At 59.3% G+C, this 13,575-nt stretch carries 10 protein-coding genes and 2 tRNA genes; 8 read left to right on the forward strand and 4 right to left on the reverse strand.

The window, feature by feature from the left end; all coding sequences use genetic code 11:
- Positions 1–5 precede the first annotated feature (5 nt).
- The 4 genes from rpsR to rnr form a co-directional block, all read right to left on the reverse strand.
- Positions 6–236 (reverse strand): 30S ribosomal protein S18, encoded by a 231-nt coding sequence (gene rpsR / locus ACP7BE_RS19175; protein WP_003171373.1) that lies wholly within the window; start codon positions 234–236, stop codon positions 6–8.
- 28 nt (positions 237–264) lie between these two features.
- Positions 265–690 (reverse strand): 30S ribosomal protein S6, encoded by a 426-nt coding sequence (rpsF, locus tag ACP7BE_RS19180; RefSeq protein ID WP_003439045.1) that lies wholly within the window; start codon positions 688–690, stop codon positions 265–267.
- Between the two features lie 306 nt (positions 691–996).
- Positions 997–1,761 carry a 23S rRNA (guanosine(2251)-2'-O)-methyltransferase RlmB gene (gene rlmB / locus ACP7BE_RS19185; protein WP_095000964.1) on the reverse strand — a complete coding sequence of 255 codons (765 nt, stop codon included), beginning with the start codon at positions 1,759–1,761 and terminating at the stop codon, positions 997–999.
- Positions 1,758–4,421 carry a ribonuclease R gene (rnr, locus tag ACP7BE_RS19190; protein ID WP_095000963.1) on the reverse strand — a complete coding sequence of 888 codons (2,664 nt, stop codon included), beginning with the start codon at positions 4,419–4,421 and terminating at the stop codon, positions 1,758–1,760. The genes rlmB and rnr overlap by 4 nt, the downstream gene beginning before the upstream one ends.
- Positions 4,422–4,648: 227 nt before the next feature.
- On the opposite strand from rnr, the gene ACP7BE_RS19195 reads away from it, so the two are divergent.
- The 8 genes from ACP7BE_RS19195 to ACP7BE_RS19230 all read left to right on the forward strand — a co-directional run bounded on the left by ACP7BE_RS19195 (position 4,649) and on the right by ACP7BE_RS19230 (position 13,476).
- Positions 4,649–4,735, forward strand: a tRNA-Leu gene (locus ACP7BE_RS19195).
- A gap of 174 nt (positions 4,736–4,909) precedes the next feature.
- A tRNA-Leu gene (locus ACP7BE_RS19200) sits at positions 4,910–4,996 on the forward strand.
- A gap of 192 nt (positions 4,997–5,188) precedes the next feature.
- Entirely contained in the window at positions 5,189–5,695 is a 507-nt protein-coding gene (locus tag ACP7BE_RS19205) for a sigma-70 family RNA polymerase sigma factor (protein WP_095017676.1), read from the forward strand.
- A complete protein-coding gene (locus ACP7BE_RS19210; protein ID WP_095000962.1) occupies positions 5,688–6,656 on the forward strand; it encodes a FecR family protein in 969 nt (322 codons plus the stop codon). The genes ACP7BE_RS19205 and ACP7BE_RS19210 overlap by 8 nt, the downstream gene beginning before the upstream one ends.
- 145 nt (positions 6,657–6,801) lie before the next feature.
- Positions 6,802–9,576, forward strand: coding sequence for a TonB-dependent receptor (locus ACP7BE_RS19215; protein WP_240882244.1), 2,775 nt, complete (start codon positions 6,802–6,804; stop codon positions 9,574–9,576).
- The gene (locus ACP7BE_RS19220) at positions 9,573–10,664 is read left to right on the forward strand and encodes a cytochrome-c peroxidase (RefSeq protein WP_426106902.1); all 1,092 of its coding nucleotides are present in this window, start codon (positions 9,573–9,575) and stop codon (positions 10,662–10,664) included. The genes ACP7BE_RS19215 and ACP7BE_RS19220 overlap by 4 nt, the downstream gene beginning before the upstream one ends.
- Positions 10,665–10,897: 233 nt before the next feature.
- Complete coding sequence (locus ACP7BE_RS19225) at positions 10,898–11,923, forward strand: iron ABC transporter substrate-binding protein (protein ID WP_095000959.1); 1,026 nt, start codon at positions 10,898–10,900, stop codon at positions 11,921–11,923.
- Positions 11,923–13,476 (forward strand): ABC transporter permease, encoded by a 1,554-nt coding sequence (locus ACP7BE_RS19230; protein ID WP_413052645.1) that lies wholly within the window; start codon positions 11,923–11,925, stop codon positions 13,474–13,476. Before ACP7BE_RS19225 ends, ACP7BE_RS19230 begins: the two co-directional genes overlap by 1 nt.
- The last annotated feature ends 99 nt before the right edge of the window (positions 13,477–13,575 follow it).

The following is a 13,575-nucleotide window of genomic DNA, read 5'->3' on the forward strand; positions in this document are numbered from 1 at the left end:
CGGTCTCAGCGGCCGTGGCTGTCGGTGTAGGCCAGCAGGGCCAGGAAGCGGGCGCGCTTGATAGCGGTGGCCAGCTGACGCTGATAACGAGCTTTAGTACCGGTGATACGGCTTGGAACAATTTTGCCGGTCTCGGATACGTAAGCTTTCAGAGTGTTGAGATCCTTGTAATCGATCTCTTTCACTTCTTCTGCGGTGAAGCGGCAGAATTTACGACGACGGAAGAAACGTGCCATGTAATTGGCTCCTCAAAAGGTCCGTGGATTACTCGTCAGCGTTATCGCTGGCGTCGCTGTTATCGCTGTCATCGCCATCGGCGCTGTCAGAATGCTCAGGACGGTCACGACGCTCACGGCGCTCACTGCGGTTCTCTTCAGCCTTGAGCATCTCGGACTGGCCAGTTACGGCTTCGTCGCGACGGATGACCAGGTTACGGATCACAGCATCGTTGTAACGGAAGTTGTCTTCCAGCTCAGCCAGGGCTTTGCCAGTGCACTCAACGTTCAGCATCACGTAGTGAGCCTTGTGAACATTGTTGATTGCGTAGGCCAGTTGACGACGGCCCCAATCTTCCAGACGGTGGATTTTGCCGCCGTCTTCTTCGATCAGCTTGGTGTAACGCTCTACCATGCCGCCGACTTGTTCGCTTTGATCCGGGTGGACCAAAAAGATGATTTCGTAATGACGCATGAATGCTCCTTACGGGTTGTAGCCTGCCGCTAACTAAAAAGCGGTCAGACAAGGAGTGAATGACACTTGTGTGTCTTGCCTAGAGAGGCACATATGCGCCCGCCATGACGGCAAGGGGCGCAATTGTAGAGAAGGGACAACGGAGGCGCAAGGCAATTGGTGATTATTTGAACAATCTTTACTTGTATACGCCACAAACCAATGTGGGAGCGGGCTGGCTCGCGATGGCATCGCTGCGGTCATCCAGAGACACCGCGTGATACGCATCGCGAGCAAGCCCGCTCCCACATTTAACAGCCAGCCAGCTTACTTCTTCTTCGAAGAAGTCTTGGCCTTGGCGCCGCGCTGACGCTGGGCTTCGAACAGGCAAACACCTGTCGCCACCGAAACGTTCAGGCTGCTGACGCTGCCGGCCATCGGCAGCTTGACCAGGTAATCACAGTGCTCACGGGTCAGGCGACGCATGCCCTTGCCTTCTGCACCCATGATCAGGATGGTCGGGCCGGTCAGGTCCTGGTCATAGATACTGACTTCAGCCTCACCGGCCGTACCGACAACCCACAAGCCGCGCTGCTGGAGCTTCTCCAGAGTACGCGCCAGGTTGGTCACGGCAACCAACGGAATAACTTCCGCTGCACCGCAGGCTACTTTTCGTACCGTCGGCGTCAGCGTTGCAGATTTGTCCTTGGGCACGATAACAGCCAGCGCACCGGCAGCATCCGCCGAACGCAGGCAAGCACCCAGGTTGTGGGGATCGGTCACGCCGTCCAGTACCAGCAACAACGGGGCACCTTCAGTGCGATCGAGCAGCTCGTCGAGCATGGCTTCGCCCCAGACCTGGCTCGGACTCACGTCCGCCACCACACCCTGGTGCACGCCTTCGACCCAGACGTCCATTTCACGACGCTCGGCCTGGCCGACAGCCACACGGTTTTCGTTGGCCAGCTCGATCAGCGTTTGTACACGCGGATCACTGCGACCTTCTGCCAGCCATACCTGCTTGACGCGCTTGGGATGGTGACGCAGCAATGCTTCTACGGCATGCACGCCATAGATTTTTTCCAGACTCATGACTTGGCCTTAGGTTTGCGCGCCCCGCCGCTTTTGGCGGCTGGAGCGGTGCCCGATTTTGGCGGGCCTTTACGATGTTTGCTCGGCTTGGAAGGCTTGCCCGCATCTTTTGCAGGCGCCCCCCTACCCGACTTTCCCGGCTCCGATGTCCGACCGCCGCTTTTCGATTCGGCCAGCAGCGCCTGTTTCAGTTCACGGCTTTTGCGCAGCTCGGCGTTTTTTGCCGCAGCATCGCTTGGGCGATAAGCATCATCCGAGGATTTTTTAGCGGGCTTGGCCGGCGCACTGCGACGTGCAGCCGGGGCTGGCTCAACCGGCTTTTCAGTCGGCTTGGTACCGGCCTTGCCTGCATTCCTGGTTTTAGGCGCATCAGCAGTACGATTTTTACGACCAATCGGCGCACTGAGGGTTTTTTCCGCCATTTCGAAGTCGATCTTGCGCTCGTCGAGATCGACGCGCATGACCCGCACTTCAACGGTATCACCCAAGCGGAAGCTGCGACCGGTGCGCTCGCCCGCCAGGCGGTGATGCACAGGGTCGAAGTGGTAGTAGTCGCCCGGCAAGGCAGTTACGTGAACCAGACCTTCAACATAGATATCGGTCAGTTCCACGAACAGGCCAAAACCGGTCACTGCCGTTACCACGCCAGGGAACGACTCGCCTACGCGATCCTTCATGAACTCGCACTTGAGCCAGTTGGTCACATCGCGGGTGGCTTCGTCGGCACGGCGCTCGCTCATGGAGCACTGCTCGCCGAGCTGCTCCAGGATCGCTTCATCGTACGGATAGATGCGCGCTTTCGGAATGGTCATCGCACCAGCACGGCGAACGTGCGGGGTATCCATCTTGGAATGGATCACGCTGCGGATCGCACGGTGGGTCAACAGGTCAGGGTAGCGACGAATCGGCGAGGTGAAGTGGGTATAGGCTTCATAATTCAGGCCGAAGTGGCCCTGGTTATCGGAGCTGTATACCGCCTGGCTCAACGAACGCAGCATTACGGTCTGGATCAGGTGGAAATCCGGACGGTCCTTGATGCTGGCCAGCAATGCCTGGTAATCCTTCGGCGACGGACCATCTTTACCTTTGTGCAGGCTCAGGCCCAGCTCACCGAGGAACGCACGCAGTTTTTCCAGACGCTCCGGCGGCGGACCATCGTGGACACGATACAGCGCAGGAATCTCGTGCTTCTTGAGGAACTCGGCGGTGGCCACGTTGGCCGCCAGCATGCACTCTTCAATCAGCTTGTGCGCATCGTTACGGGTGGTCGGGCGAATATCGGCAATTTTGCGATCGGAACCGAAGATGATCCGGGTTTCCTGGGTTTCAAAATCAATCGCGCCACGGGTATGACGAGCTGCCAGCAACACCTTGTACAACGAGTACAACTGCTTGAGGTGCGGCACTACATCAGCGTATTCGCTGCGCAGTTGCTTGGCTTCGCTGGTTTTCGGCTGCTCCAGAATAGTGCTGACCTTGTTGTAGGTCAGACGTGCCTGGGAATGGATCACCGCTTCGTAGAACTGATAGTCGGTCATTTCGCCGGTTTTGGAGATGGTCATCTCGCAAACCATGGCCAAACGGTCGACTTTCGGGTTCAGCGAGCACAGGCCGTTGGACAGCTGCTCAGGCAGCATCGGGATCACGCGCTCAGGGAAGTACACCGAGTTGCCGCGAACCTGGGCTTCGGCATCCAGGGCCGAACCGATTTTCACGTAGCTGGAGACGTCGGCAATTGCCACGTACAACTTCCAGCCGCCGGAGAACAGGCGCAGCTTGCCAGGCTTGGCTTCGCAGAATACGGCGTCATCGAAGTCGCGAGCATCTTCGCCGTCAATGGTGACGAACGGCAGATGACGCAGGTCGATGCGCTTCTCTTTGTCTTTCTCTTCGACTTCCGGCTTCAGACGGCTTGCTTCCTTAAGCACAGCTTCCGGCCATACGTGAGGAATGTCGTAAGTACGCAGGGCAATATCGATTTCCATGCCCGGAGCCATGTAGTTGCCTACAACCTCCAGTACATCGCCTTGCGGCTGGAAACGCGGCGTAGGCCAGTGAGTAATCTTCACTTCGACGAACTGACCGATTTTTGCGCCAGCGTTGCGACCCGGGGTTACCAGCACTTCTTGCTGGATCTTCGGGTTGTCGGCCACTACGAAGCCAATACCACCTTCTTCAAAGTAGCGACCCACGATGGTTTCGTGAGCACGGGAAACCACTTCGACGATCACGCCTTCACGACGACCACGACGGTCCAGCCCCGAAACACGGGCCAGCGCACGGTCGCCATCGAACACCAGGCGCATTTGCGCAGGGCTCATGAACAGGTCGTCGCTGCCGTCGTCCGGAACCAGGAAGCCGAAGCCATCGCGGTGGCCACTGATACGGCCGAGAATCAGGTCGAGCTTGTCCACCGGCGCGTAAGTGCCACGGCGGGTGTAAATCAGTTGGGCATCGCGCTCCATCGCACGCAGGCGACGGCGCAAGGCCTCGATTTGGTCTTCTGTGGTCAGACCGAACTCTTCCACCAACTGTTCACGAGCAGCAGGCGAGCCACGCTCGGCCAGGTGCTGAAGGATCAGTTCGCGGCTAGGGATAGGGTTTTCGTATTTTTCCGCTTCACGTGCGGCCTCGGGATCGAGGGTCTGCCAATCGGCCATTAGATAGTTTTCACCTTGTCTATATGCGGGTTAGTTTGGCATACGCGTATTGAAACGGGAAATTTCAGGCACACACTGGGCCTTATTAGTCCTTTCTGACGCGCTTTGCTGCTGTCGACCAACCGTTCGCGAAATATTTTCACTATTTTTAAACACAACGCTTTACAGGTCAAAGGTTCGTCCGTAAGATGCGCGCCATCAACAACGGCAACAGCGTTGAAGATACTGCCCAGATGGTGAAATTGGTAGACACGCCAGCTTCAGGTGCTGGTGATCGCAAGGTCGTGGAAGTTCGAGTCTTCTTCTGGGCACCAATTCGAGATTGCAGAGTAGTACACTCTTCAGCCTCACACAAAAACCCGCGAAAGCGGGTTTTTGCATTCCGGGTCAGCTAAGCCCCTGATTTAATAAAATTAAAACAGGGGTTTACAGATCGAAAAGCTGTCCGTATTATGCGCCACATCAACAGCGGCAACGTTGCTGATACTGCCCAGATGGTGAAATTGGTAGACACGCCAGCTTCAGGTGCTGGTGACCGCAAGGTCGTGGAAGTTCGAGTCTTCTTCTGGGCACCAATTCAGGTTTACAGGTTCACCCTGTGCAACCACTCAAAAAGCCCGCGAAAGCGGGCTTTTTAGTTTCCGGGATTCCTTCCTACCCTCTTCGATACCTTTTATCTGCGGCCTAAAGGTCGTATTTGATAATCTATCTCATCCGCATTAATATCCGGCCAACTTCAGATCCCTGGCTCATCCTCCTGGATACCCGTGCCCGACACCAATGACAGGCTCCAGCTTTACCTGACGCATCGTATCGCCCTGGTCGACTATGCCGCCCCCATCGTGGGCTGCCGGGCCAAGGCAGAAGATGTGGTTCAAGACGCCTGGCTGCGCTTCAGCCAGGGCGCGGACAACCTCGCCCCGCTGACACAACCGGTGGGCTATCTTTACCGTATCGTGCGCAACCTGGCCTTTGACCTCAATCGCCGGGCAACCCTGGAAAACCGCCACACCACCCATAGCGAATCATTGGACGAACACATTTCCAACGCGCCTTCGCCCGAGCAGCAAGCCTTGCATGTGGACGAATTGCGCAAATTGCAACATGCTTTGTCCCGCCTGCCGGAGCGCACGCGCCAGGCATTCGTATTGCATCGCCTGCAAGGCCTGACGTTTCAGCAAATCGGCACGCAACTTGGCATATCCGTGAGCCTGGCCCACCAATTGGTCCGCGACGCCCTGACCTACTGCGCGGAACAACTGAGTGATGACTGAAAAACCGCCCCCGAACCCGATCTGGGAAACCGCACTGGACTGGCTGCTGCTGATCCAGGAGAACCCTCACGACTCCGAACTGACCGAACGCCTGAACCACTGGCGCGCCAGCGCCCCTGAGCACGACGCGGCTTATCGCAAGGCGCTCAAGGTCTGGAGCCTGAGCGGCGAGGCGCTCACCCTGCCGGTGACAACAGCACCGGCCCCGCCGATGGCACGCCCACCCCAGCGCCTGAGCCGGCGCAAACGCGCACTGGTCGGCGCCGCCGTGGCCGCCAGCGCCCTGCTGATGTGGGGCCCCGACTGGCAGGCGATGCAAGCCGACCACCGCAGCCCCACCGGCGAACACCGCACCGTGGCGCTCAGCGATGGCAGCCAGATGCTTCTCGACAGCAATACGCTTGCCGATGTGCAGTTCAACCCCGACCAGCGAGAAGTCACGCTATTGCGTGGCCAGGCCTTTTTCTCGGTGACCCACGATGCCAACCGCGCCTTCTACGTCAACGCCGGTGACGTGCGGGTTCGGGTGACCGGCACCGCGTTCGCGGTCAACCTGGACGACAACGGCGTCGACGTCAGCGTCGAGAGCGGCACGGTTGCGGTACAAACGCCGCAAGCATCGGTTTCGGCCACGCACCTGCTGGGCCATGGTGACCAACTGCACTTCACTGCAAACGGCCAGCGCACGCGCATCGTGCAATTGCCCCAGGAGCAAATCGCGCCCTGGCGTCGCTGGCAGCTGGTGGCGGTCGATCAATCGATCGATGACGTGATCACCCAGTTGCGCCGCTATCAGCCGGGCCTGATTCTGCTGACGGACAAGGCGCTGGGGCAACGACGCATCACCGCAGCCCTGAACCTGCGCGACCCCAAACGCGCACTGCAAACCGCCATTGCCCCATTGGGCGGACGCCTGCAGGACAGCGTGCCCTACACCCTGATCGTCTCGACCAAGCCCTGAGCCTCCCTGCGGGCGCGGGCTTGTGCTAACGAAACTATTTTCACTTATTTCTGGAAATCCTGAAGGCCCGGGAGTCTTTACCTACGAACGTCACTGATAAAGATTCGCATTAGTGACTATGGCGTTTCATTTCGTAGGTCACCTCATGCCTTCTTCGCGTTTGCGTTGTGTCAGTGTTGCTCGCTATCGATCGTTGTCCCTGGCCCTGTTGCTCGGCCTGCCCGCACTGGCCATCGCTGCCAGCCCGGCAGCCGACACGCCAATCAGCCGTCAACAACTGCACTTCCAGATCCCGGCCCAGCCTTTGGCCAGCGCCCTGATTGCGTTTTCCCAGCAGTCAGGCTGGCAGGTCAGCGCGGAAAGCACCGTGCTCAACGGCCTGACCAGCTCGCCAGTCGATGCCAGCACCAGCCCCGAAAAAGCCCTGGCCCACCTGTTGCGCGGCACGGGCATGCAATGGGAAGTGACCTCGTCTGACAGCGCCTCAATCCTGCCGCCCGCCCAAAGCGATGTGCTACAAATCAAAAGCACCCCCATCACGGCGATGGAGCCGGTGTTCCAGGGCGAACAGGTGATCGACCGGCAGATGATCGAGGACCTGCCCTCGGGCAACGGTGATATCACCAGCCTGCTGCGCACCAACCCCAACGTGCAGTTCGACAACAGCCAGTTGAGCAGCAAAAACCCGGGGGAAATCGCCCCCGCCGATATCAGCATCAACGGCGCACGGCCCTGGCAGAACCTGTTTATCGTTGACGGCATGAGCATGAACAACGACCTGGACCCGGGCAACAGCAACGACGACTTCGATGAGATACCGGGGCGCAGCCAGGGCCTGGCGCTGGACACCGACCTGCTGGAAAACATCAAGGTCTACGACAGTAACGTGCCGGTAGAATTTGGCGGCTTCAATGGCGGTGTAGTCGAAGCCAATACCCGCGACCCCCGCAAGGAACTGCACGGCAAGGTGTCGGTACAAATGACCCGCTCCGAGTGGACCCGCTATCACCTGAACAAAGACGACCCGGACCTGGAAAATTTCAAGGCCGGCTTTGGCAACAACTACCAGCCCGACTTCGAAAAAGTCATCACCCGCGCCACCCTCGAAGGCCACCTGACCGACAACTTCGGCTTGCTGGGCACCTTCTCGCGTAAAGAATCCACCATGCCGACCCGCCTGTTTTCCGTGGCCAACCAGACCGAAACGGCAATGGAGACCGAAGAACAATCGCGGCGCATCGACAACTACTTCCTCAAGGCCACCTGGCAGATCAACGAAGACTGGAAGCTCGATACCACCCTGACCCACGCGCCGGAAACCGCCCGCACCTACGGCCCCAACTCGCTGGTGTCCGGCCGCGATATGGATGCCGGTGGCGACAGCATCAGCACGCGCCTGGTGTGGAACGCGCCCCTGGCCCGGGTTGAGCAGAACCTGAGCTGGAGCGAGCTGAATACCTCACGCTATTCCGACCGCGACTACATGATCCTCTGGCGAACTTCGGCCAGTCGCGACTGGAGCACCTCGGCATTCGCCACCGAAGGCGGTTTTGGCGATATCGAAGAAACCCAAAAAACCCTGGCCTACAAACTCAAGGCCGACTGGAACAGCTTCAAATGGCTGGGTGTGGATCATTCGCTGCAAACTGGCCTGGAGCTGTCGCAGAACTCGGCCAGCTATGAGCGCGGCACACCCTACAGCAGCTACGCGGTGGACAAGGCCACGTCATGCACCGGCAATGACCCGCTGTGCTCAATGGCGCCAACAATCAATGGCTGGCCTGGCCAGTATGCGAACAAGATGACCGTTACCCAGGGCAAAATTGCCTTCGACACGCGTTCATGGGCGCTGTATCTGCAAGACGAAATGCACTATAAGCGCCTCACCGTCAGGCCCGGCATCCGGGTGGACGGCGACAACTATATGAATCAGATCACCTTCGCCCCGCGCCTGGCCACCGAGCTGGACGTGTTTGGCGATGGCAAGACCCGCCTCACTGCCGGCGCCAACCGTTACTACGGACGCAACCTTTACGCCTATCGCCTGCGCGACGGTATTGCCTCGATGAGCACCGAATACACCCGCAAGACGCAGACGTCTGACTGGGAGCTGAGCAAGCACATCGCCAATGACAGCAAATTCAACCAGCTCAAAGTGCCTTACGACGACGAACTGACCCTGGGCCTGAGCCACGTGCAGTGGAACACCGAGTTCGCCGTCAAGTACGTCAACCGTAAGGGGCGCGACCAGATCAGCCGCGCCTGGGGCGCGCAAATCGGCGAACCGTCCGAAGACACCTCGACCCTGGCTGCCAACTACTACACCTACTACAACGGCGGCAAAAGCGACGCCGACATCTACACCCTGAGCATCACCCCCCTGCAACCCTTCAATCTGGGCAGCACCCGCACCACTGCGCAGTTTGCGATGGACTGGAGCAAGATCAACAACACCGGGCTGTCCAGCTACAGCGCCAGCATCGGCGCGATTTATGTGGAAGACCCGACGATCCAGTACGACGGCAAGTTCATGAAGTATTCCGATATGCCCGCCAGCAACTACAACCGCCCCTGGACCGCGCGCCTGACCACCGTGACCGAAGTCGAGCCCCTGCACCTGACCTGGACCAACTTCCTGCGTTACCGCGACGGCTACCGGCGCATTGCCTCCACCAACAAAAAGGTCGAGCACGAAGGCAGCAGTGTCTATGTCTGGGAAGAAACTCCGTTCTCCGGGGCACTGACATGGGACACCCGTGTGGCCTGGGAGATGCCCACCGCCAAGGATCAGGCCGTTTTCGTAAATCTCGACGTCAGCAACCTGCTGGACAAGACCATCGTCAGCTCCACCGACACCAACGGCGTACTCAACTATGAAGTCGGCCGCCAGTTCATGCTGGAAGTGGGGTATAAATTTTGAAGACCCTGTTCCTCGGCCTGACCCTCGGCACCCTGACCCTGAACGCAGTCGCCTGCGACGAACAGGCCGCCGACTACAAAACCTGCATCGCCCAACAATACCGCCAGCCCGTCGCCCAATGGCCTTCACCCCAGGTAGATGCCGATGTGCAATGGCAGGAAATGACCGCCCTGCCCGCCCACGCCCCCGCACCGCCGGATAACCCGTTCAGCGAAGCCAAGGCCGAGTTGGGCAAAAAACTGTTCAACGACCCCAAGCTCTCGCGCTCCGGGCAAATCGCCTGCGCTTCGTGCCATGAAGCCGATATGGCCTTTGCCGATGGCCGCCGCGTCTCGTTCGGGCATGACCGCCAGAGCGGCCGACGCAATGCCCCCAGCCTGGTAATGAGCGGCTACAGCCCGGCGCTGTTCTGGGACGGGCGCGGTGGCACTCTGGAACAGCAAGCCATGCACCCCATCGTCGACCCGGTGGAAATGGCCTTTGATATCCCGCAACTGCTGCAACGGCTCAATACCGATAGCGCTTACCGGGAGGAGTTTGCACAAGTTTTCGGGCCAGGCCCGATCACCCCACAGCAAACCGCCCAGGCCCTGGCCACCTTTCAGCGCACGCTGGTCAGCGCCACGCGCAACACCGCCTTCGAGCAACTGCTGCGCGGGCGCCCGCAACGCATGAGCGATGAGCAGCTCTATGGCCTGCATCTGTTTCGCACCAAGGCACGCTGCATGAACTGCCACTTCGGCCCGGCGCTGAGCGACGAGCAGTTTCATAACGTCGGCCTGAGTTACTACGGGCGTAAATACGAAGACCTCGGGCGCTACGAAGTAACGCGCAAACCAGAAGACGTGGGGGCATTTCGTACGCCGTCATTGCGCCTGGTGATGAAAACCGCACCGTGGATGCACAACGGCCTGTTTGTGAACATGGAAGGCACGCTGGCGTTCTACAACATGGGCATGCCCCGCCCGCGCCCCAACGCGCAACAGGTCAACGACCCGTTGTTCCCACGCACCAGCGACCGGCTCAAGGCGCTGAACATGGACAAGGACGAACTGCGGGCCTTGCGCAGCTTTCTCGACACACTGTAGGCAGCGCCTGACTTTGTGGGAGCGGGCTTGCTCGCGATGCAGGCGACACGGTGTACCGGTAAAACGGCAGCATACCCATCGCGGGTAAGCCCGCTCCCACAAAAGCAGAACAGGCCGGCAGCATCACATTTCGTCGCACTGGTGCAATTGGACGCTGGGTCAAGCGCACTTGAGAAACGATATCGTTTATTATTGTTACAAGTTTTGTAGTACCCAAGCGAGGAAACCAGCGAATGATGCTCCGAAATACCCAGCTTGCGACATTTCTACTGCGAAGTTTGTCCATCGCAACACTTGGCCTGACCCTGCTTGCTCCCGCCGCCTACGCTGCCGATCCTGTGACGCTGACCCTGTACAACGGCCAGCACAAAGAGGTCGGCGACAACCTCGCTGCCGCCTTTGAAGCCAAGACCGGCATTCACGTCAATGTGCGCAAAGGCAGCAGCAACCAGCTGGCCAGCCAGATCATGGAAGAAGGCGATCGCTCGCCTGCGGACGTGTTCTACGCCGAAGAGTCGCCGCCTCTGAACAGCCTGGGCGAACAGGGCTTTCTGGCCAAGGCCGATGACAGCACCCTGCAAGCGCTGCCCAAAGAGTACGTGGCCGCCAATGGCACCTGGATCGGCGTGACTGCGCGTACCCGCGTTGTCGCCTTCAACCCGAAAAAGATCAGCGAAGACCAGTTGCCCAAGTCGGTTCTGGATTTCGCTGACCCGCAATGGCAAGGCAAGATCGGCTTTGTACCCACCAGCGGTGCCTTCCAGGAACAGGCCGTAGCAATCATCAAGCTGCACGGGCGCGATGCCGCCGAAGAATGGCTGACCGGTCTGCGTGCGTTCGGCAAGACCTACACCAACAACATGGTGGCACTCAAAGCCGTAGAAAACGGTGAAGTCGCCGCAGTACTGGTCAACAACTACTACTGGTTTGCCCTGCAACGCGAAAAAGGCCAGCTGGATTCCAAACTGCACTACTTCACCGATGGTGATGCGGGCGGTTTGATCACCGTGTCCAGCGCCGGCGTGATCAAGGCCAGCAAACACCCCAAGGAAGCCCAGCAACTGCTGGCTTACATGGCCAGTGAAGAAGGTCAGCGCGTTATCACCAACACCACCGCTGAATACCCGATGCGCAAAGGCATGGTCTCGGAACGCGGCCTCAAACCGTTTGAAGAGCTGCAACCGCCGAAAGTGACGCCTGCCGACCTGGGTAACGCTGAAGAAGCACTGGACCTTGAACGTGATGTAGGCCTGCTCTGATGTTGTCAGCCGCTCAACCTGCACGCTTTACGCCCACTCGCAAAAAGCCTTCGATCTGGCTGTTGTTGCCCGTACTGCTACTGGTGGGCCTGAGCCTGTTGCCGCTGTTGTATGTCGGCACAAAGGCCTGGCAAGCCGGGTGGTCTGAAGCCCTGCACCTGTTGTGGCGGCCTTATGTCTTTGGCCTGATGCGCAACACCTTGCTGCTGATGGTCGGCGTCACACTGACCTGCGCCCTGGTCGGCCTGAGCCTGGCCTGGCTGCTCGAGCGCAGCAACCTGGCGGGGCGGCGCCTGTGGGGCGTGATCCTGTGCCTGCCATTTGCCGTGCCGGCGTTTGTCAGCAGCTTTACCTGGGTATCGCTCAGCGCCAGTTTCGAGGGCCTGGGCGGTGCCATTCTGGTGATGAGCCTGTCCAAGTACCCGCTGATCTTTCTGCCGGTGGCGGCGACCCTGCGCAACCTCGACCCAGCCCTTGAAGAGTCGGCTCGAACCCTGGGGCAGAACCGCTGGGGGGTGTTTTTCAAGATCACCCTGCCACTGCTCTGGCCTTCGCTGCTGGCCGGCTCGTTGCTGATTGCCCTGCATATGCTGGTGGAATTCGGCGCGCTGTCGATCATCGGCCTGCAGACCTTTACCACAGCCATTTATCAGCAGTTCGAACTGGAGTTCAGCAATGCCAATGCGGCGATGCTGTCTGCGGTGCTGCTGGTGATGTGCCTGAGCCTGTTATGGCTGGAACTTAAGGTTCGTGGCAAAGGCCGGCATATTCGTATCGGCCAGGGCGCTGCACGGCATGCGGAACAAGTGAACCTGGGCAAGTGGTCGCTACCGGGGCAACTGTATTGCCTGGCGCTGGCGGTGATTGGCAGCGGCATCCCGCTGGGCATGCTGGCGTACTGGCTGATCAAGGGCAGCTCGGCAGCATTCCCGCTGGCCGAGATTGGCGAGGCTCTGTTCTCGTCGCTGTCACTGGCCCTGGGCGGTGCGGCGCTGTGCCTGGTGCTGGCTGTGCCGGTCGGATTGCTGGTGGTGCGTTACAAAGGCCCGCTGGCCATCTGGGCGGAGCGTTTGCCATATCTGTTACATGCACTGCCCGGGCTGGTGATTGCCTTGGCGCTGGTCTACTTCGCCCTGCATTATGTGCCGGCGCTGTACCAGACTTCGGCATTGCTGCTGATTGCCTATGCGCTGCTGTTTTTGCCACTGGCACAGGCACCCATCCGCACGGCGCTGAACAAGGCGGCTCCGCAACTGGAAGAAGCAGCACGGACCCTGGGCGCCACTTCGTTTACGGCATTTTGCCGGGTGACCCTGCCGATTATCTTCCCCGCGCTGGGGGCGGCCTTTGCCCTGGTGTTTCTGGATGCGATGAAGGAATTGACCGCCACCTTGCTACTGAGTCCGACCGGGCTGAACACCCTGGCAACACAAGTGTGGTCGCATACTTCGAATATCGAGTTTGCGGCAGCGGCGCCTTATGCGGCGTTGTTGATTCTGGTGTCGGGGCTGCCGGTGTACTTGCTCACCACCAGGATGTATTTGAGCCGCTGACCCTCAGGCCTTCCCTTGTGGGATCTGGCTTGCCTGCGATGGCATCGACGGGGGCATGCAGATAAACCGCGCTGCCCGCATCGCGAGCAAGCCCGCTCC

This window comes from Pseudomonas sp. TWR1-1-3 (assembly GCF_049896805.1).
GTDB classification, from domain to species: domain Bacteria; phylum Pseudomonadota; class Gammaproteobacteria; order Pseudomonadales; family Pseudomonadaceae; genus Aquipseudomonas; species Aquipseudomonas bubulae.